Origin of the sequence: uncultured Ramlibacter sp. (assembly GCF_936925435.1) — a bacterium.
GTDB lineage: Bacteria > Pseudomonadota > Gammaproteobacteria > Burkholderiales > Burkholderiaceae_C > Ramlibacter.
Map to the genome: position 1 here is coordinate 1 of NZ_CAKZHQ010000049.1, position 20113 is coordinate 20113.

Annotated in this window: 14 protein-coding genes; 5 read left to right on the plus strand and 9 right to left on the minus strand. The window is 60.4% G+C overall.

The features are described from left to right. Positions 1–106 precede the first annotated feature (106 nt). The 5 genes from Q0632_RS19495 to Q0632_RS19515 form a co-directional block, all read right to left on the minus strand. Positions 107–1504 carry an IS1182 family transposase gene (locus tag Q0632_RS19495; protein WP_298933324.1) on the minus strand — a complete coding sequence of 466 codons (1398 nt, stop codon included), beginning with the start codon at positions 1502–1504 and terminating at the stop codon, positions 107–109. A 198-nt stretch (positions 1505–1702) separates the two neighbouring features. Next, the gene (locus Q0632_RS19500) at positions 1703–1915 is read right to left on the minus strand and encodes a hypothetical protein (protein ID WP_298933326.1); all 213 of its coding nucleotides are present in this window, start codon (positions 1913–1915) and stop codon (positions 1703–1705) included. A gap of 115 nt (positions 1916–2030) precedes the next feature. Beyond that, positions 2031–2333 carry a hypothetical protein gene (locus Q0632_RS19505; protein ID WP_298933328.1) on the minus strand — a complete coding sequence of 101 codons (303 nt, stop codon included), beginning with the start codon at positions 2331–2333 and terminating at the stop codon, positions 2031–2033. After that, positions 2330–4048, minus strand: coding sequence for a metallophosphoesterase (locus Q0632_RS19510; protein ID WP_298933331.1), 1719 nt, complete (start codon positions 4046–4048; stop codon positions 2330–2332). Before Q0632_RS19510 ends, Q0632_RS19505 begins: the two co-directional genes overlap by 4 nt. Before the next feature lie 74 nt (positions 4049–4122). Beyond that, entirely contained in the window at positions 4123–5367 is a 1245-nt protein-coding gene (locus tag Q0632_RS19515; protein WP_298933333.1) for a hypothetical protein, read from the minus strand. A gap of 752 nt (positions 5368–6119) precedes the next feature. Here Q0632_RS19515 and Q0632_RS19520 point away from each other — a divergent pair. The 5 genes from Q0632_RS19520 (at position 6120) to Q0632_RS19540 (ending at position 12586) form a co-directional block, all read left to right on the plus strand. Then, the gene (locus Q0632_RS19520; RefSeq protein ID WP_298933335.1) at positions 6120–6554 is read left to right on the plus strand and encodes a hypothetical protein; all 435 of its coding nucleotides are present in this window, start codon (positions 6120–6122) and stop codon (positions 6552–6554) included. Between the two features lie 494 nt (positions 6555–7048). After that, a complete protein-coding gene (locus tag Q0632_RS19525; protein WP_298933337.1) occupies positions 7049–7828 on the plus strand; it encodes a hypothetical protein in 780 nt (259 codons plus the stop codon). Positions 7829–7914: 86 nt separating this feature from the next. After that, on the plus strand, positions 7915–9804 hold the full coding sequence (locus tag Q0632_RS19530; RefSeq protein WP_298933339.1) for a Mu transposase C-terminal domain-containing protein: 1890 nt from the start codon (positions 7915–7917) through the stop codon (positions 9802–9804). Continuing rightward, positions 9804–10769 (plus strand): TniB family NTP-binding protein, encoded by a 966-nt coding sequence (locus Q0632_RS19535; protein ID WP_298933341.1) that lies wholly within the window; start codon positions 9804–9806, stop codon positions 10767–10769. Before Q0632_RS19530 ends, Q0632_RS19535 begins: the two co-directional genes overlap by 1 nt. Next, the gene (locus Q0632_RS19540) at positions 10766–12586 is read left to right on the plus strand and encodes a TniQ family protein (RefSeq protein WP_298933343.1); all 1821 of its coding nucleotides are present in this window, start codon (positions 10766–10768) and stop codon (positions 12584–12586) included. The genes Q0632_RS19535 and Q0632_RS19540 overlap by 4 nt, the downstream gene beginning before the upstream one ends. A gap of 565 nt (positions 12587–13151) precedes the next feature. Here the strand turns inward: Q0632_RS19540 and Q0632_RS19545 are convergent. The 4 genes from Q0632_RS19545 to Q0632_RS19560 are packed head-to-tail and all read right to left on the minus strand — an operon-like array spanning position 13152 to position 20110. Next, entirely contained in the window at positions 13152–14105 is a 954-nt protein-coding gene (locus Q0632_RS19545; RefSeq protein ID WP_298933345.1) for a PD-(D/E)XK motif protein, read from the minus strand. Then, positions 14098–16419 carry a Z1 domain-containing protein gene (locus Q0632_RS19550; RefSeq protein WP_298933347.1) on the minus strand — a complete coding sequence of 774 codons (2322 nt, stop codon included), beginning with the start codon at positions 16417–16419 and terminating at the stop codon, positions 14098–14100. The genes Q0632_RS19545 and Q0632_RS19550 overlap by 8 nt, the downstream gene beginning before the upstream one ends. Beyond that, positions 16416–18449: an ATP-binding protein gene (locus Q0632_RS19555; protein WP_298933349.1), complete on the minus strand. Its 2034-nt coding sequence runs from the start codon at positions 18447–18449 to the stop codon at positions 16416–16418. The genes Q0632_RS19550 and Q0632_RS19555 overlap by 4 nt, the downstream gene beginning before the upstream one ends. Further along, a complete protein-coding gene (locus Q0632_RS19560) occupies positions 18446–20110 on the minus strand; it encodes a DNA cytosine methyltransferase (RefSeq protein ID WP_298933350.1) in 1665 nt (554 codons plus the stop codon). The genes Q0632_RS19555 and Q0632_RS19560 overlap by 4 nt, the downstream gene beginning before the upstream one ends. Positions 20111–20113 lie beyond the last annotated feature (3 nt).

Sequence of the window (20113 nt, forward strand, 5' to 3'; positions counted from 1 at the left end):
CCGATTGTGTTGAAGAACTCGATCGGCGGCAATTTCTCCTTGGCTCGCTTCAACCCCGCGGCGCTGTTTTCTGAAGCTGCGGCAACTTGCGGTCCCGCCGCTCACTTCATACAGGTATCAGCTTCCCGATTTCTGCCTTTGGGGTGAGCCACTTGGCCATTCTTCGTAGGTTTTGGGCCGCTGCAGCCAGCAGGAACTCGTCGTGCGCCCCGCTGAGCCCTCTCAACCGCAGCCGATCGAGCTTCAGGATGCGTTTGAGGTGCGCAAACAGCATCTCCACCTTCTTGCGCTCCTTGCGTGACTGCTCGTAGGCCGGCGTCGTGCATACAGTACGTGCCACATCGCGGGCCTCCTCGTAGATGCTGCGGGCGATCTTGCGATTGGGCGTGTTCGGACAGCAGCGCTGCTTCAGGCTGCAGCCTCCGCAGTCGTGGTTGCTGGCCCTGAAGATCACGGTGGCTTCCGATGTCGGTCGGCCGCTCGTGGTGAGCCGCTTGCCGCCAGGGCATTCGTAGACGGCGGCCTGCTCGTCGAAGCGGAAGTCTGACCGGCTGAAGGTGCCGTCGTCGCGCTGCGACTTCTCCCACACAGGAATGTGCGGCTCAATCTTCTTCTCGTTGACGATCCAATGGAGCATCGGCGCTGCACCATATGCCGTGTCACCCACCAGTCGCTTTGGCTTCAGGGCAAAGCGCTCTTCTACCCTCTGCACCATGGTCCTGGTTGACTCGACCTCGTCTGTCTTGTTCGCGGGTGTGGCCTCGACGTCCACGACGATTCCCGCTTGCAGGTCGATCAGGTAGTTGGTGGAGTAGGCAAAGAAGGCCGGGCCGCCAGGCGCCGCGGTCCAGCGTGCAGCCGGATCGGTCGGCGAGATGGTTCTGGGCGGGTTGCCTCCACCTGGTGGACCGGCAGCTTGCTCATCGTCCTCAGCCGGATTGGCCACATCCAGGCTGGCCAGGTACTCACGCACCGCCCGGCTGGGTGCCTCACCTTCCGACCACTTCATGTCTTGCCCGGCAGGCACGCCGCGCGCACGGCTGGCATCGGCCTTGATCACGCTGGCGTCGATGGCGAAGCCTTCGCCGGCCACGAGGCCCTCTCGCATGCAGCGACGCAGCACCGCCTCGAACACATGGCGGAATGCATCGCTCTGGCGGAACCGGCCGTGGCGGTTCTTTGAGAAGGTCGAGTGATCAGGTATCTGTGCATTCAGATCCAACCTGCAGAACCACCGGTAGGCGAGGTTGAGGTGGACTTCCTCACAAAGTCGGCGCTCCGAACGGATGCCAAAGCTGTAGCCGATCACCAGCATACGGATCATCAACTCCGGATCGATGGAGGGCCGGCCAGTGTGGCTGTAGAACCCCGCCAGGTGCTGGCGCAACTCGCCCAGATCCAGGAAGCGGTCGATGCCGCGCAGCAGGTGGTCTCTGGGGACGTGGTCGTCAAGGCTGAAGGAGTAGAACAGCTGCTCTTGCCCGCCGCCTTGGTTGCCCATCATGGTCAGCACTCCCCGTCTGGTTCACCTCAATCTAGAAGGCGCGGGGGAGTTTTTCAACACAATCGGCCGATAGCTGCCGCCCTGAGCGGTGGTTCGAGAGGCTGAGAGGTGCAGGTGCGAGGTCAGCGATCGACTCATAGCGGCATCGTCCAAAACTCCGAGCCAAGACAGCAGGCTTGGGGTTGCGAATGTTTTAAATCACCGCCGTCCACTTTGTCGGCGCTGTCGACCCTCGGCCAGCGCTTTCGTTGTTTGCTTTTCAAGGGATGCCGCGCCGTAATGGGTGCTACCGTTGATTTTGCGGAGCAGTGAGTCCATCTTGCTGTTGCGCCGCCGCACCGGCTCCAGCGAGACAGGCGCCTCGTGGGCTTCGACCCCGGCAGGGTTACAAGTGTCTGGCTTTTGCTTCATCGGACTCTCCTATCAAGACCTTTCCAGACCTAGCCGTTCATGAACTCCAGACAAACATCCGCGTCGGGAGAATTCTCTGCGATACCCTCAGCGCACTGTCCCGTCAGTCTTCAGTTCAGAAAGCACGCGTCTGAATCAATTTGTTGGATTGGTCGACCGCTGGCCCCCAGCCAAGCGCCTCAAGTTGCTCTGCGATCCAGGCGTGCAGTTCATCGGGGCTAGCGACGACAGGTGCGGCGACGACGGGCACCACCTCCCGTTCACGCGGATCCATCGTCGACGCGATGACCAAGTTGCTTCGGCTGTCATCGAGTTGCGCTTTCCCATAGACGCCTTGTCCCCTAAAGCCTTTGAACCAGCAGATCCACCGACCAGGCCCTGCGCCGTCCAGCCAAAACGTATCAATTCGAAAAGTCATCGGCCTCTCCGCGCTTGGCTGGCACGACTTCGTGGCGATGCAGGCCTGTGACCTTCGTCGTACAGCTGAATCGGGTCCAGAAAATCACCTCCATACGATTCGCCTTTGAGGTTGATGAACCACTGCCGCCTGGGCTTATCGCCATTCAACGCGAGATCTAAGGCCACGGAAAGCGCTTCGCGGGCCGCACCGTCCGGCTTTCCTTCCGCATCCACTGGCCAGGTTTCCTTCGGCCATAGCAGCGTGAGCTCGTGCCGGTCGACCGAGCGGAGCGCGCTGGAGTCCAACCGTTTCCAAAGAAGGTGAACACCGCGGCCGTGCGCGAAGTCGATTGCCTTGGCCAGGGCTGCGCGCAGATCGCGAAGGTTGTCCGTAACGCCTGTGGGCAGAGTCTCCAACCAGAGTGCGGTGCCTTCTATGGATTTGGCTGCGTGCCGATAGTCTGCTGGCTTGTTAGGGGATTCTTGTCCTTTGAGGGCGCGCAGATACGCGCGTGGGGGCGGCGTGACCCTTGAGCCCCATGCGTGCTCGAACGTCCGGTCGAGTTGAGACAGTACCTTTGCATGTATGCCGGCCAGGAGCTCCCTTTGTTCTGTCAGGCGAGCTTCGAAGGACTCGTGCACGCAGGCATGGGGAATGGACTTACCCCGGCCTGCGTAGGGGAGCAGCGCGCTGACTTCCTGGGCCAGCGCGCGCAGCCGCGCCAGGGGAATCTTGCAGGCGGACTGTATCGGCCGGGCGAGCCCGTCCTCCAGGTCGATGACCAGGGCGGGATCGAATCCGGTCGCGTCGCCTTGAAAAGGGTTTTGCGCGTATGCCTCCTCTTGACGCTTGATGGCTTCTTCGCTGTAGGGATAGCCGAAGATTGCGGACATCTCCCTTTCTTTGGCGGACGCTGGCTTGACGTTGCGACCTCGCGGGTTGCAAAGGATGCGCACGTGCCTTTCCAAGTAGTCCATCCCGGTGTGGACGTGGCCGTGTACCCACACGTCGACTCCCTGGACATCGAGCTTTTCGAGCAGGCCGTGGGTGGCGTAGGCCGCTATCAACGCAGGCGTCGGTTCTGAGTGGCGCCACTGTGTGCGGCCGATGGTGGTGGAATGAAGCAACCCACTGTGCACCAGGCTCTGGTAGCTCGGAGCGTGGTGGCTGACGACAACTGTCGGGCCATCAAATCTTTTGCGTAGTTGCTTGTCCAGCCAGCGCCTGGATTCGACATGCTCGAGGTAGGTGACCCCGGGATGCAGAAGGGTCGCACCGTCCGCGTTTGTCTCGAGCTCAGACAGCTGGTGGCGCCGGCGCAGACGCTCCAGGCGCTTGCGATTGGTGCCCTTGGCAAGCCAGTCGTCGCATGTGACCCTTTGGTAGTCGTACATGTGACGTTGCACCGCACTAACGAAGTCAGGCTGGAGCTGATGCAGGTCCGTCCAGAGGGTACAGCCCAAAAAGCGGACTCCTTCTACGACAACGTAGTTGCGTTCCAGAACGCGCACCTTGGTTCCCTTGGCCAGGCGCCGCGCTTGTGCCACTGCGGCGAGAAAGTCGCGGTGGTACCGCTCGTGGTTTCCGAGGACATAAATGACCGGCTTGCCGCAGCTGGCCAGCCAGGGGATGGCTGTCTCCACGGGGCCTATGTCGCCCGCAGCAATAAGAATGTCGAATTCCAGATCGGGCGGCAGCTCGTAGGCGCCAGTTTCCAGGTGAAGGTCGGACAAGACATGCATCTTGGGGAAGGGGCGTGCGCTCACCAGAGGCCACAAAGCTTCATTTGGCTGTGGCTGAAGCCCGCTCACTTGCGCTTCCACACGGTCTTCTCGCACTGCTCGCACGAAACGTGATGCCAGCCTGCCTCGCGCAGCGTCCCTGGCGCGCCACAACTGGCACAGGTGATCAGCGTCTCCTGCTCAGCCTTGGCGATCAGCACGTCAATAGCCGCGATCGGATACCCGGCTGGATGCTCCGCCGGAATCACCAGGTGCTGGTGCGCTCCCCGGTCATGGATGTCGACATGCGCGTCGGCCTGGCCGGCGACCGAGTAGTAAAAGCGCAAGCTGCCGTACTTCTCCTTCACCTGCTCAACCTGAAACTGCGCCGCTTGGGCGTCAGTGAGCAGCGCGTCAAGCGCCTTGCAAAGGTCTTCCACTACGCGGGTCCAGCCCGGAGGGAACCACATTCCCACAGGCCCTATCGTCTGGAGCAAGCGCGGATACGCATCTCTCAGCTGTTTGACATGCTCGGACGGTGGCTCCTCTATCGTCATGCGGTTCTCCTTGCTGGTAGTTGATTCCGGCATACCGAGAGCCAAGACGGGTGCCACTCGCTCGGCGACCGGCAGGGACGGTGACGGCGGCACTCCTGGCACAGTCCTGCTATCCCACACGCGAGGGTCTTCCCCGATGAACCGCCACCACCGCCGAACCGGCGCTGTCGGCGGCCAGTCGGCAAGCCCCATTTGCTGAACGAAGTAGCACCGGGGGTGGTGCGGAATATCGGCAAGCGCCACCACCACACCGCCCGGTGTATTTGTCAGGGGTATCTCTGTGAGCGGTGCTGGAATCGCGGGAATGCCGGGGTGCCAGTCAAACACCCATCGTGCCGCAGACACAAGCGCGTCACCCACGGTGACGTCAACGGGCAGAGGTGGGACTGCGACCTGGACGCTTCTAAAGTCGGAGGACAGCTCTGCCTGCAATCGCCCGTGCTGCTCTGCGATTGAAAGGCGCTCGACCACTCTCCAGACGCCTACAGACGGGCCGATACAGAGCTCCATCACCACTGGCAAAGATTGCAGGCGCCTTACGAGGATGTCGGAATCGGTGCGCTCGATCAACCTGGAGGCCAGGGCAAGGCCTGGTTCGGACCAGCGGGAATAGCGCGCCAGGCGGGCAACGGCTTGGCCGATAGGGCCGCCGCTGGTCATGTCCAGCAGTTTGTAACTGGCGATGGCGCCCATCTTGTCCACGACCAACGCACCGATGAAGGCCGGCGCGGCGTTTACCAAGCCGTGCGCGTCGGTCCCGGCGTAAATCTGCACAAAAACTCCCATCGAATTCCTCTCCAGGAAAGACTGCGCTAACGATGCAGCCTGTCCTCATATCGCACCACCGGGGAGTCCCGCTCCCTCTCGCATGGCATGGAAGTCCCTGTCGCATTCGATGTAGATCGACTCCTGCGCGCTTCTGCTGCCCTGGCTCCTGTACAGGCAGCAGAGGTCATCTCTGCTCATTAGGAGCAATGTTGGAACGCAATTCCTTGAACGCCTCGGCGCAAAGCGCGGACGCCACGCTGCGGTCGGCCCACTTGCGCGACGCCATCGTGCAGAGGGCTTTGAGCCAAGACCACTCAGCGGGCGATGTGGCGCAGTCCTGGGAATGTCCCTTGGGCATTGGTACCGAGTCAAGAAAGAGCCGGTCCGGCAGGGCCGGCTGACGCTGGAACGTCTGACGGCGGTGGCCAGGTACATGGTTCAAATCCATCGGGCTGGTGAAGCTGCCCGCAGTCCTGTCAGCTTCACCATCCCGGTGAGCGGCCTGGCTGCACAACTGGCACCACGATGCGACGCCTGGGTTTTGCCGACAATCGCTGATCGCCCTCTGTTTCTCGCATGAGATGCGAGTCGCCGGCGCATCGTGAGTCCGGAGGCGTGGGCGCCTTCTTCGCCAGGCGGTGAGCGTGCTTCCACTGCAGTTCCTACACATAGGGCAGAGGATTTCTCTGCGCTTCGAGGAAATTGAATTGAAAGGTCATTCACTCATGGGCTCGGCTCCACGGGCTGAGGCCCCTCGCATGGCGGCGCATCTGCGTGACGCCATCGTGGAGCGCGCAGTCACCCGAGGGCACTCGGCTGCAGATGTTGCCCGCACTTTGGGGATGTCACCAGGGCACTGGTATCGGGTCAAGAAGGAACCGCACCGCCTGGCCCGCCTAACTCTGGAACGGCTAGTCGCGGTCTCGGCATACGTGGACTGGACCCGAGTTCAGGCCATGGTTGCTGTTGGTTGGGTGCAACAAAGCGAGATAGACCAGATCGTCTCGCCGGCGGCGGCCTTGAAGGACGCGTTCCGCCGCCTGGAAAGAGGCGCCGTTGCCAACGGCCTGGTCACTCCGCTGGCAATGGCGGCAGAAGACCATCGGATGTTGATGGCACGCCTGTTCGTGGCGGCCGAGGGTGCGCAAATCAGGGCAGCCAATCTACTGGTTGCTACAGCGGCCAAAGACTAGCCAATTGGCTAGATAGCCATTTGGCTAGGGGGCGGGCGCATGCTCGCCCCCTTCTTATTTGGGAGGCGCTCACCACTTCCCAGTCAGTCCTGCGCTCACAAATCGCGGCCACTTCGACCGCCGTTTCGCACCGCATGTGTGCGCTGACTTGCACGGAGTGAAAGAGACAGAGTGTCTTTCATCTTCTCCTCGCCCCTTGTCACACGCAACCTACCCTGGGCGATTACTTCCCTGCCGAATAGCCTTCTGGGAGGACTGTCACTGCGACGGATTCGGGGCCAGGAGCACCGTCCCCACGGCATTTGCATGCCGTCGAGCCTTTCACTTGCTATGCAAAGAAACGCCTGAATATGAATCACACGATGTCAAGCATCGCAAGGACCTATGCCAAGAACCGACCTCACCCGCCGACCCGTTTGGATTGCTGATGTTCAACATCCTCCGACGACCGCATCGCAACGTTCATCAGCGGTCGCGCTGGAGGGATCCGCATCATGAGAAGCGCCACCACGCGACTGGCCTATGGCTCCCGTGGCCGCCTGCGCGGCACGGACAGCGGCGTGCGCCGCGTCGCCCCCACCTTTGGGAAAGCTCGATTCACGACGTTCAGCAACAAGGCTGCTGGGGTGCTCGCCGTCGAATCTGGGGCCGAGCAGCTTGTGGTTGACGTGCTCTCCATTGACCCGACCATCCGGCGCTTCGCCGCACAGCCCTTTGCTGTCGACCTCATCGAACGGCGCATTCTCCGCACGCCGGAGGCCATCAAGGAAGCTCGCACAAGACACAGGGACCGCCCCGGTCCCAGGTTTTACACCCCTGATTTCGCAGCGGAATGCTTCGACCTGCCAGAGGTGATCCTCGAGGTAAAGTCGGAAGGGTTCGAAGGCGATGAAGGGTACGGTGAGAAGCTCTCGCTCGCCCAATCGGTCCTGGAAGCCAGCGGCTACCGTTTCTGGAGGCTGGTGGTTCCAGCAGATCCCTGGAGCCCCGCGCGGATCAATGTGGGGGCGCTTGCGCATGCGGCGCTGAGAACCGATTTGTGGCCGACACCCGAGCAAATAGCCGCCCTGGAGGTTGCGTGCGGAACGCAGGGCAATACCTTAGGGGCGGTCTGCGAGGCAGTGAAGATGTCGACGAACCTGGCACCGGCTTGGCTGGTCAGCGGCGTTCTTGAGGCAAACCTGCTACGCGACCTCATCAACGTCGATCTTCCCGTCCGCATTGCGCAAGAGGACTTGAGCCATCTCGCCCTGCTCGAGGAGCTCTGCGCATGACATCTCTACGCGCGGGCGATTAACTGAAGTCACGCGGTGCTGATAGCGCTCGATGGCGCATCGTCGACCCTATCGTGCGGGACGGTGTGGTCAAGGTCTTCGACCGTCAGACCAGGGCTGAGACCTTCGAACTGGTTGACGAGATCAACACGAACATCGCGCGCCAGGACCTCATTCTTGTGAGGGAGGACATGCCACGTATCAGTGTTGTGATGCAGGCAGACCCCAAGTTGGATCAGAGAATCCAGATGGCGAGGGGTTGGCTCACGATGGTGGAGGGAATCCAGCGCAAGTACAAATGCAGCTTCAATGCAGCCTACAAAACCGCTGCCGGCGATGACGGCGGCTCACCCGCGAACGACCTACCCTCGCGGGCGGCCCTGTACCGGATTCGCAGCAACGTCAGCAAAGATCTTCCAGTCTACCGAGGTGACAAGAACAAGGGCAATCGCATGCCCAGGTATTCAGAGCAGGTCATCACCCTGATTGAACATGCCGCTGAAACGCTGTACCTGATACCAGGCTCCGTTTGGGACATGGATGACCTCACCCGTTATATCAATCAGCAGTCCCACGACCTCGGATACCTGCCGCTGGACAAGAACGTCAGTCAGGAGTTCGTCCGGCAGTTCGTGCTGATGAACGTCAGTGTGGACCCGCAGGGCGATCGCATGGATCCAAAGATGCGCGCCGCCGCAAAGTCGATTGGTGCGATGCGCATCTCCGCGGCGCTGCCTTTCGATCGCATCGAGCAGGACGGGCTGCATGTCCCCATCATCGTAGCGGTAGGTGGGCACCCGGCGCGCAACGTCTACCTCGTTCACGCCATCGACTGCTCCACGGGCATGCCAACCGGATGGCATCTGCGGATTGGCAGTCCCAGTGAGTCTGACGGCCTCAAGTGCATTGAATCCACGCTCTACTCGAAGCGTCAAGCTTTCATGCGGCTAGGACTGGTCGATGAAATTGATATCGATGTTTATGGCGCTCCGAAGTTGATCGTCTTCGACAACGGCCCTGAGACAAAAGGGCAGCGCATGCTGCGCCTGGCCAGGCTCGGCATCAACATGAAACACTGCAAGTCGCGCCATCCCCACCACAAGCCGTTTATCGAGCGGTTGAATCGCGCGCTCAAGAAGGCTCTGCAGCGCTTGCCGGGAAGCACCCGCCACGACGGCAAAGATGGTGCGCGGGACCCTGTCGAACTGGGTGACTCCTTGATGACTATCGAGGAGCTTGAGCGCTGGATCGTGAGGTGGTACTACCAAGTCTGGGCCAAGAAGGAGCTGGAACGGCATAAATGGAGCGACTTTCACGAGGTCGAGAAGCTGGGATGTACACCGCACCTTCGACTGACGAACGTCATCAAGCGCGGCTATCCGATGCGGCTTTCGCCTGCGCTTTCCAAGTGGCAGGAGTGCCTCTTCGAGCATGAAGATCGCATGTTGAATCGCAAGACTGGGGTCAGCGTGGACGGCTTCCAGTACAAGGGCGCCAACTTGACGTACCTGATCAACAAGTATGGCGAAGTGAAGGTGAAGGTGCTGGTCGACCCTGAAGACTATCGGCAGGTCTACGTTTTTGACGGTGAGGACATGCCGCTGGTTCCGCTTCAGGAGCCCCATGTCACGCCCGAAACACCCGCGTATTCCTTTGCCTATATGAAGTCCCATCCACTGCAACCAACACAGCCCGACCCGGCTACTGAGCGATTTAACAGAGACATGAATCAACAAGCATTACAGGCCGGCGGCGCGCGCAAGGCCAGGAATCCTTCTAGCGCCGAGCAGAGTAGGTTGGCCGCCCGGGCAGCGGCGGACGCCGCGGCGGTAGATCGTGCTGCCAGCCGCCCGCTTTCCTCGGCACCCCGGCACAACCCCCCGAAAGCGGGGGCGGAGGCCGAGACCGCGTATACCTTCGCGCAAGACGTGCCTGAGCTGCCGACGCTTAGCCGCTCCTCGGGGGAGGTCCGCTGATGAACCCCGCTCGCAACCTCCTCAGCGCGATCGAGGACCTTGAAATCTCTCACCCGGCGTACCAAGAGCTGCTCGCGTTGCTACGCCAACGCGTCGAACTGGCCAAGGAAAACCATACTGCCCGGATCGAGTGGATTGTCGGCCCGTCGCGTGTCGGCAAATCAATGCTGATCAACGCGCTGAAACGCGAGAACGCACCGACGCGGGTGGACGGCAAACTTCGTGTTCCTCTTGTTGTCGCCGAAGTCCCTGAGAGCGTGTCTCCCAAGCACCTGCCGGGCTGCGTCCTTCGCGGCCTGGGCATGCCGGTTCCTCGCGGAAGCCTCGGCGACGCGCGAAGCCGCATGCTGGATCAGCTCGAACGCGCAGAGACCAAGGTGATTCTCTTCGAAGAGGCGAGCCACATCGTGGACGTCGGCACCAAGGTGCAGAGCAGATCAGCGGGGGACTTCTTCAAGACACTGGCTGACAAGAACATCTCGCTAATCCTGTTTGGCGTGCCGCGACTTCGCCTTCTGAGGCAGAACGAACAGCTGCGGCTGAGGTCTTCCACGCCTCGAGAATTCAACCCGTACGACTGCAGCGTCGAAGCTGAGCGAACCGCCTTCTTAGCTTGTGTAAACGCCTACGCGAAGGCATTCGAGAAGGCCGGCTGGAAAATTGACTTGGCCCAGGATGTACTTTTCAACAATTGCTACCTTCACACGGGAGGGTTGGTAGGGGTACTCAGTGCCTTCATGCGAGAGCTCGCCGAACAACGCCTGGGCGATCAGCCGCGGACGCTTTCCTTCCAGGATTGCTTGGCTGCCGCGAGGCGCGTGGAGCCCGCCGGCGACCCCCGATGGCAGGCCTTCCAGACAGACGGCATTAAGAAACCACATCTGCATCGGGCCTATGCCCAGGTGCTCGAGGACAACCTGATGCCGGCTCCCAAGGGGACCGCCATCGCGCAGGAGACCGCATGACTTTGATCGTTACTTTTGCGCCCCATGAGGACGAATCAGGACGCGGATTCTACAGGCGCCTCGCCGCAGAGAATGGCCTGGCCGGCTGGCGCGAGCTGTCGGGAATGGCGGATGTACCCCGCACCGCGGGCGCTTTGCTTATTTGCCCTGGGCACGTTGCTGCGGAGCTAGACCTGCAGCCTGAGTGGGCGCAACAAGCTACGCAGCAAGAGCAGCGCGCGCGCACCTGGCGTGCGCTGCGCCGCACGACGTCCGAGGCCGTATGCCCTGCATGCCTCGAAGAGGCCCCGTACCTGCGCGCCTTCTGGGAGCATTCATTTGCTACCGCCTGTCCCAAGCATCGGGCTCGCCTAGTCGACCGTTGCCCCGATTGTGGTGATCTGCTGTCCCCGAATCGCCCTTGCATTGAGCTCTGCGCATGCGGGAACGATCTGCGAACCGTGGAGACGTCCGTATCCAGTTCGTCTCAGCATTGGCTTTCAGCCCTGATTGCCAGCAACGGGGAGCCGCGGGATGGGGCGGTGCCCAGCTTCGAATCTGTGGACGTCTACTGGCTTTGCGACTTCGTCCGAAACATCTGCAGGAGCATGGACCTGGTGGCACCGCCGCCACCCAAGGGCGCGACACGTATCGGAACGATCCAGGAGGCCGTGGAATTCCTGGGGCCTCTTGAAGGGCTGCTTGCTGAATGGCCCATGGGATTCAAAAAACATGTTTCTGCCCGAATTGCTTCAGGAAAGTCCGGAGCTCGAACACTGAGCACGCGTCTTGGCGGGTGGTACACGCGGCTGAAGAAGAGCTGCGAAGATACGCCCCTCCAGCCCTTTCTGGTAGCGGTACTTGAGGTCGCTTCCGAAGAGTTCGACGGTGAACTCCCCCTTGGAGGGGCCGCTTATCTGAGGCCTGACTACACCGACGCAATGCTGGTGAACGAGGCCGCGGCAGCGCTGGGGGTCGGTTGGGGCCAACTGCACCAGGCGGTCACCAGCGGGCAGTGCGCCACAACGGGCCGGCCATTTGGAAAGCAGCGCCTCCTCTACTACGTCCCGACGTCTGAGGTGAAGCGGATTACCAGCAGCCGGGCAGAATGGATCAGCGAGGAGGAGGCGTGTGAGAGCGCGCAAGTCGCCCCGGCGGTAATGCGCCTGATGATGCAAGCCGAGGTTGTCGAATCAGACGCCAAATGGAGCCGCGACATTCTGAAGGGCGGGGTCATACGCAAAGCATCGCTTGAGGCGCTTTGCCAACGTCTCTGCGGGACCGCGAATGCGCGGCGACGCACGGACGCAGCCTACGTTTCGTGGTCGGATTTGTCCAGTCGACGAATGGGCGACAAACACGCCATTCAGTGCGCGATGAAGGCGGCTGCGAACGGCGAACTACAGCCAGCTTTTCGCGGTCGGCGCCTGGGCGATACGTCTTTCTCTAAAGCAGATCTCTCCAAGTACTTCGGCACGCCTGTCTTAGAGGCAGGCATGTCGGTTCAAGATCTTTCCGAACGGACGGGATGGAAGTGGGAATCGATCAGTCATTGGATTGAGACTGGTCTTCTCGGCGCCGAGCAAATTACCTTGCGCGGGCAACCGTGCCGGGTCATCACTGCTGAACAGGTGCTGGCGTTCCGACAGATGTATCTGCCGCTGGCCGATCTGGCGAAGTCGATGGGCACGAAGTCTTCTTACCTGGCCGACCAGTTGTCTACCATTGAAATTTTGGGGGCAAAGGTGCTTCCGAACGGAACACGGCGCGGGGCCCTGCTGCGCGTTGCAGACCTGGGCAGACTCGCCCTGCAGGCCGCGCAGTCGATGCCCGCCTAACTGTTCTGATCGCGTCGGCCAGCGGGCATGGCTGACGCACTTCTTAGCTGCCGGCGCTTGACCAGCAGCACTCACATCTAGCTGCAGGCGCGTAGCTTTCTGGGCGGCCGGTGTGGCGACCGGCGTCTTCGAAAGGCCCGGTCAGCGACCCCTCGCCGACCCGGGGCAGATCCGCTCTCTCTTGGCGCATTCCTTTAGTCTGGCTTCGCTCTCAGCAGCATCGCGACTGCCCCTTGATGCAGTCGAAATCCAGCTTATAGTCACCCCTTAGCTTGCTGCGGCCGGCCGTGCACACCAGGTCCGCCAGACCATGGGCGACGGTGAATTTTTCGCCACCGCTGGCCCGGAAAGCTTACTCAGAGGAGAGGGAAATTCTCATGTTTTGCTGTCAGGTCGTCTCGGCTTTTGCTTCGGCCTTGCTGGTAAGTCCTTGATCTATAAGATCTAGGATTCTCAGCTTACGACCGGACCTACAACCAGCAGGCTGATGACGCGGCATTGCTGATGCGTGATCCGCGTGGCCTTGCCGCGTATCAACTGCTTCTAGCCGTTCGCAGAGGGCTGATCAGACCAGTTCCAGAATCCTCTGGACGTCAGCAACGCCGAGCGATGGGAGACTCCCAACGTTTATGCTATACCTGATCCCTGAAACGCCGAGCGGCGGCACATAGTCATCAGGCAATCGAGGGAAGAGGCCAGTGACCTCGAATACCTGAATATCGCGGAATGTGAATCGCAGTAGCGAACCCGTCTGTCGCAGGCCCTCATGCCAGCCGAGCTGTGCCAATCGTGCTTCAAACTCGTCGACAGCACGCCCGTCATTCCCCAACTTATCCCGTATCTGGTCCACTTGATCCGCCAGCGTTTGGTCGCCTCCCAAACTGCGCTCCAGGAGGACGCTCACGAGTAGCAGTCGCTTGCCGGGAGGTGCTCGAAGCTGATCGAGACGCGAAATCTCATGCTTCGGCTCAGAGCGCGTTGTAGTTTTCACTTCGACATGGACACCATTGCCCACGAAGTCGTGACGCTCGCTGTCGGGACCACTCCAAAGTTGGCAGATCCGGGATCCAACTGTGGGGAACAGCACATTGGAGAGCACCCAGAGTTCGCCGAAAAGGCCAATTTGCTCGCTCGGCCCCAGATCGGGAACAAGCGGACGGAGCGCTGCGCGCATGTCATCGATGATCCGCTCAACGGATGGCGCCGCATCTCGCCCCTCGGTAGAGATCGCATAAAGTACCTTGTTGGCAATCAGCGTGAGCAATTCTTCGTGATGACTGCGCGCTGAAACATCGAGCCAAATTTGCTCACCCTCAACTACGCGGACCTGAATGCTCTGGAGATCAGGTGGCAGGCTTTGCGGGGCAACCTCCACGGCTAACAGGACGTGCAATCGGCTGTCTTCCGTAACACCGATCAGGCAATTTGCGAAATCGTCAGAGGCCAACTCGTAGATTGATTCATGGAGGGGCCGCTGTTCGCGCAGTCTGGTCCAGCGGATGGGCGAAATCTCACTCATGAAGTAGCCTGCGATTTGCAACAAGCCGGTTCCCACCATCGGTGGTGTGGGGCAAGGACAAGGCCACACCGAGCACAGCCTGCGTTGACGCGTGCAGAGGCGCAGGGTCCAGCGGGTAAAGCAGCAATAGAGCTTGAGCAGGAGGACGGTCTTCGCGCATGGCTTTTGCGCTGAACCCAGGTCCCGAACGGTAGTTCTCCGGTCCTCCGTGTAGGTCTACGCCCTCATGACGCGGGTCGATAAGAATACCAATTGACTCGGCGGCCTGCAGTGATCGATGAACAAGTCCAAATGGCCGTCCACCCAGAAGCACTTGCCGATCCCTTTGAGGGTTGGCAATGAACACTGTCCACGTCACAAGCTCACCCACCACCGCACGCTCCATGATCCAGTCAGCAATCGCCGAAGCCTGGAACGCGACACTACTTGGATGCCCCCTATAGCGGCGGAGAAACAATGCAATGTCTTCAGCCGGAACGTCGTGTGCAATCTCCCCACCATGAGCGCCTTGGGTCGGCGGATACTGGCGGAGCAAGGCAGATGCCAGGTCAAGATTCTGCTCAAGCGCCTCGCCATCTTGCAGCGGAAACAGGATGGTCTGTGGATTCTCACCAGACCATGAGCGAGCGTCGTCCGCAAGCATCTTGCTCTTGTTCTTGCTCGTCAGGAGAAGACTGGAATGAGCGCGCATCCGTATTGCCATTTCGTCGGGTCGCCGTCCAGCCCTGTTCAACGCCGTAATCGAGTCCCGTAACGACTCCTCTACGAGTGCCAATTCGACAAACCACTGACCGATGCCATCGGTGGTCCAGATGCGAATCAAATCGTCATAGCCCGTGCGAAATCCGTACCACCGGGCCATCTGGAGTAGAGCATCCGCGAGAGTGGTGGTGCGCAGGAAGTAGGCAACGGTGAGGCCCTCAAGAGTAAGCCCGCGTGACAGTCTGTTGCCACCGACTGCGATGAGCTGACGTCCAGGCCTTTCGTCATACTCAAGCTCACCGCCAGTCGTGCTGTTCAGGACTACGACTTCCAGGCGAGCAAGATTGTTCAAAGCCTCGTCGAGCACTACGTCCTCCGCGGCGGGCAGCTCAACTGCGCCCAGACCAGCGAGAGTGGACTTGAACATCCGTTGAAGCACGCCTGGCTCCACCTCCTCGTGATTGAACCACGTCCGGATCTGCTCCTCGATAGCGGCGCCGATACGCATCTGATCCCGTTGGAGCTGAGACACATGCACCAACATTGTGTGTGGCATGTTCACCTGTCCCCGCACCAGTCTTATGGCCCCAACAAGCGCAAAAGTCAGCAATGCATCGGCCAGGGATTGGGGTAGATCGAGCGGTCCTCGTGCGACAACAGCCTCGCTCTTCTTCCGTTGCTTTGATTTCAAAGCTTTCACGTCCGCGGCGTCTACGGGCCGCAGGACATCGCGTCCTCGTGCGCTTACTCCGAATAGCTCCTCTGTGCCGGTGTACCCATCGGGGCGCGGGAGCTGGACCACAAAATCCTTGGGGAACAGGTCTTCGCCAACCTGGTTGTCGCTCGCGTCAGGATCGATGAGGATGTTCGCGAACGGCGTCGCGGTATAGGCAATGTAGGTCGCTCGCGGCGCCTTGTTCAGAATGTCGCGAATCAGCGCGTTGGTCAACGACGGCGCCGTGTCATCCTCCGGTGCGGTCTCCTCATCGACACTCGGGTCGCGGCGATTCCCACGCGTATTGATCGAGGCTTGATCTGCCTCGTCGTCAATGAGAAGCATCGGCACATCGGCGAGTCGCCCCTCCAGCTTGCCGAGCCACTGATTGATTCGCTTCAGAATCGGCGTGATCTTTTTCGCGACAATCAGTACCGTGCCCGTAGAGGAAAATCCGTCTGCAACTGCCGGTTCTTGGAAGTCGGTGGTTTCATCCGTTAGCGTGATCCAGTCGACGCCGACATCCACCAACTCCCTGTTGAGACGTCGCTGGGTCTGATTACGCAGTGAATCGTGGATCCCGGATAAAACGATGACCAGGCGGTAGCCGACGTCGGCTGCTCGTGAGGCTACAGCCGTGAAATTCGCAGTCTTGCCGGACTGTACGTAACCGACAACCAGCCCACGGCACTGGAAGCTGGGACGCCCAACGGGTGTGGTCTTCGAAATAATACGTAGCGATTCCTCCGCAACCGAAGCGATCTGGTGAGGTTTCCACTTCGGCTGCGACTGCAGATACGCTTCATGTCGAGACCAATTTGTCCATGATGTTCCATCAGTCCAGAGCTCGAGCCTCGGCTTGAGCTTAAAGAACTGCGGTGACCTCCCGGCAATCAAGGTTTGTCCATCAACAGGTCGGGCACACCTGCGGTCTCCAACACACGGAGAAACTCGGAAAGTGCCGCCTTGGCGTCGACATCCTTTTCAATAACCTGTACGAGCGCGACTAGCGACGGCACCTGCGGCGTGACCTCGACATGCTCACCACCGAAGCCGTTTTTGCGTTCCCATGGCACAGATCCAGTGCTGACTAGTCGAAGCGCTGCCTTGTCTTTCCTTGGCACAGAGGATGGCGACGTCCCGCCGAAAGGTTGACCGTCAGAAGTTGAAGGTGTGGCCGTGCCTCCCCCGCCTGGTGTTGCAGGTCCGCCTGCCCCTGAGGTGCCGGATGCACCTCTCTTGCTGCCGGCTGTGGACGCCGTGTCCGCGGACTTCTTGTCGTATCGACTACGGGCTGTCGCGCGCGGGACCTTCAGGTAGTCCTTGAGGATATCGGCGACGGCGAACGGCAGGCGGATGAGTTGCTTGCTGATATCGACCTGGAGCTGTTCCTCTGCCAGTCGGTCAAAGTCCACCGCCACGCGCAGCAATTTTGTGTGCTCGTCCTTGGCAAACAGATCCTCCCAACCGCCCCATTTGATCAAGCGATCGAGACGGTAAAAGTAGAAGCCTTGAGCGTCGTTCGCTCGCCCATTCAGCGTGAGGCGCTCTCGCTCGACACGCTGCTCCAAAGGAGGCAGAGATTTTATGAATTCATCGAACTCGGCTTCGTTCGGCGTGATGTACGCACGAACAGAAAGCACTGGCACCTTGTCGGGCGCTTGCTCGGGAAGCTCGATGCGACGCTCATTGAGAACCTTGGTAAGCGGGTGTCCCATCGGATTGTTAGGCCGCAGCGGCTCGCCGTTGAGCCGGATGATCACCTTCGCGCGTCCAGGAACCTTGCCCTCGAGGTAACGATGAAAAACCAATTCCAGATGGGCCTTGATAGTCGCCAGCTCCTGCGCGTAGGGAGACTCTGCTTTGCCCTTCGCCGGTGCCATGGTCGGTCGCATCTGCGTGAGCAACACTGCAGTTCCGGAGTCGCCGATCTCGACGGCCGCGGCGTACTTCGGTGCGACAGGATCATTCAGTAGTTCCCACCTTCGGGTCGTCGCGAGGTGGTCCTTGTCCCATGTTTGGACATCTGTCTTGTGGCCTGCTGCCTTCGACACCACTGTCAACCGGTCAGCCTGCGACCATGCCGCACCCTTAAGTCCGTAGCCAAACTTTCCGAGATCCGCATCGCCATAGTCACGTTGGTGCCCGATTTTCATCGCATTGCGCAGACCCTCTGGCGTCATACCTTCGCCGTCGTCGCGGATGCACATCCATCTACCTCCGACGTTCGGATTCGGGAAGGTGATGTCTATCTCGCTGGCTTTGTGCGAGAGGCTGTTGTCCACCAGATCCGCGACCGCGCTTGGGAGGCTGTGTCCGGCACGCGCCAGGATTTTGAAGAGTCCGAGGGGGTCGGGCGCGACATCGTCATAGCCGTCACTCGCGTAGACCTTGGATTGGGGCGTCACGGACACTGCTTTGGCCTCCTTGAAGAGTTGCGGGAAGTGCTCTGCGAGTACAGCTTGACAGTGCGCACCTTCGTCATCGTATAGCGCAATCATCGCGGACTGACCGAGGCGCGCGCTCTCGCCATGGTTCAGGATGGCCGCGCGCGCCGCGTGATACACGGGCAATACGACCCATGAGGCTTTGGCCGGTGTTGTGCCCGCGTCTACGATCATCGCGAACATGGCGCCCGGCTCGACAAAACTGTAGTAGCTCGTTGTTGGGCAGTCGCCCTCGAGGCGCCAGTTTTTGTGCTGCCGCTTTAGTCTGGATGCCACTGTGATGACAGTGCTTTCGTCCTCAAGGCGGGCGCACGCGATGTCAATAATGTCAGCATCCTTCGCGGCGGGAAAGACTTGGTCGACTACATCCCAGTCGAAGTTGATCGCGCGCTGCTTCGCACCTTCCTTGCCCTGACGTCGGTACTCGTGAAACATGCCAAGCTCGGAATGGGTGAGTAGCCGGAGAATTGTGAACTTCACTTCGTCCCCTCAGTGGTCTTGATCTGGGGCCGCCGTAGGCCGAGGAGCTTTACGCGCATGTCAGGCGTTTCGGGTGCGCCCAGACACTCCCGCAGTGCACGCGCTATGGCATAAGCGAACAGTGGCGGCACGGCGTTACCGATTTGCTTGAACGCCGGGTTCATCGAGCCTTTGAACACGAAACCGTCTGGGAAAGATTGGAGCCGGGCAGCCTCACGGACGGTGATCGTGCGGGCTTGCGCAGAATCGAAGTGGATGTGGGAGTACGAGTCCTTGCCGAGGTGTGCCATCAGCGTGCGGACAGGCGTGTCAGCACGAAGTTTCCACCACTTGTTCGGGAACTTCGTTGGGTCGTACGGAAGGCGCCAAGACGTTACGAAGTGCGCCACATCGGGGTCGCGGCCGTCTGTAGGGAGCCCACGACGCTTACGGTTAGCAAGCCAAGTCGCGATCTTTTGCTCGACGTAGGCATGGACCTGCGGATACTCCCAACCCTGCTGAACCTCAGCAAAGATCTTGTAGTCACGCGGCAGGTAACGAAAGACATGCCCGGTCGTGGCCTTGGTGGCAAAACCCAACCAGTCCCGCATCAAACGCGAGTACGAAGTAGTCGGCCTGTCTGTGGTGTAGTCCACAGGCTCGGACGGGTCCTTTGCTCCACGCCGGATGCGGCCAGTACGAAGCATTTCCTCAGCGTAAAGAGGTGGAAGATCAGCGAGGGCCTCGGAGGCCGCTGTCGCTGGGGGCGCCTCAGACTCCGGATCCGGAATCCAGCGGTGATGCTCGGAGCCCTCAGCCTTCAACACGCGCCGGGCAGCATTCTTTGAGCTGATGTAGCCGGAGGGCAGGACCAGGTGGTGGGTGGGCGCCGGAAAGCGCGGCTTGATTCCCGTGGATCGATGAAAGCCGACCAGTATCATCCGCTCACGCATCTGCGGTACGCCGTACCAAGCGGCGTTCAGCAGCGTGTAGGCGACGTCGTAGCCCTCTTCGGCAAGGCTCTTCGAAACCAACTCTGCCACGTTATTGCCGCCGTGATTGAGGATGTCCGGGACGTTCTCCATTAACAGCGCCACCGGCTTCGTTGCCCGGATGAATGCGACGTAGCGCTCCCAGAGGCTCACGCGGCCGTCAACAAGGAAGGCTTGGTCTGCGGTCACTTCTTCCCGTAGACGCGCCTGCTCACGTAGCTTTGCTCGGCCCACGCGGGCAAAGGCTTGACACGGAGGGCCTCCCACCAGCACATCAATTTGATCGTCGGTACTGCCATCAAGCTCCAGGTCCGCGAACACCGTCTCGGCGGTCTCGGTAATCGCATCTCGCGCCACATGGTGGGCGGGTCGATTGCCGCCGATGGCGTGTGAACCGAAATTCGCCCCGTGGGAACGTGCAGCCCAGGGATCGCTTTCTATAGAGGCGACTGGCGTAAATCCAGCTGTCAGAAAGCCCAGTGAAATGCCGCCGCAGCCTGCGAACATATCCATATAGCGGATCGGTTCACCGCTCTGGATGCGACGCAATTTTGCGCGAATCAGTTCGCTATCTGCTTCAAGGACAAGCGGCGACTTCTGAGGGCGTGACGGGGCATCGGACCGCGGCGTGCGAAGCTTTTCAGCAGTTTTGTTGGAGCTCTGCGTGTGCAGAACGCTACGAGTGGACATCAA

What these genes read in the sequence shown, in the direction of transcription:
- Q0632_RS19495 (WP_298933324.1), bottom strand. Translation starts at nt 1,504, where the DNA reads ATGATGGGCAACCAAGGCGGCGGGCAAGAGCAGCTGTTCTACTCCTTC.
- Q0632_RS19525 (WP_298933337.1), top strand. Translation starts at nt 7,049, where the DNA reads ATGAGAAGCGCCACCACGCGACTGGCCTATGGCTCCCGTGGCCGCCTG.
- Q0632_RS19520 (WP_298933335.1), top strand. Translation starts at nt 6,120, where the DNA reads ATGGCGGCGCATCTGCGTGACGCCATCGTGGAGCGCGCAGTCACCCGA.
- Q0632_RS19560 (WP_298933350.1), bottom strand. Translation starts at nt 20,110, where the DNA reads ATGTCCACTCGTAGCGTTCTGCACACGCAGAGCTCCAACAAAACTGCT.
- Q0632_RS19540 (WP_298933343.1), top strand. Translation starts at nt 10,766, where the DNA reads ATGACTTTGATCGTTACTTTTGCGCCCCATGAGGACGAATCAGGACGC.
- Q0632_RS19545 (WP_298933345.1), bottom strand. Translation starts at nt 14,105, where the DNA reads ATGAGTGAGATTTCGCCCATCCGCTGGACCAGACTGCGCGAACAGCGG.
- Q0632_RS19535 (WP_298933341.1), top strand. Translation starts at nt 9,804, where the DNA reads ATGAACCCCGCTCGCAACCTCCTCAGCGCGATCGAGGACCTTGAAATC.
- Q0632_RS19500 (WP_298933326.1), bottom strand. Translation starts at nt 1,915, where the DNA reads ATGAAGCAAAAGCCAGACACTTGTAACCCTGCCGGGGTCGAAGCCCAC.
- Q0632_RS19505 (WP_298933328.1), bottom strand. Translation starts at nt 2,333, where the DNA reads ATGACTTTTCGAATTGATACGTTTTGGCTGGACGGCGCAGGGCCTGGT.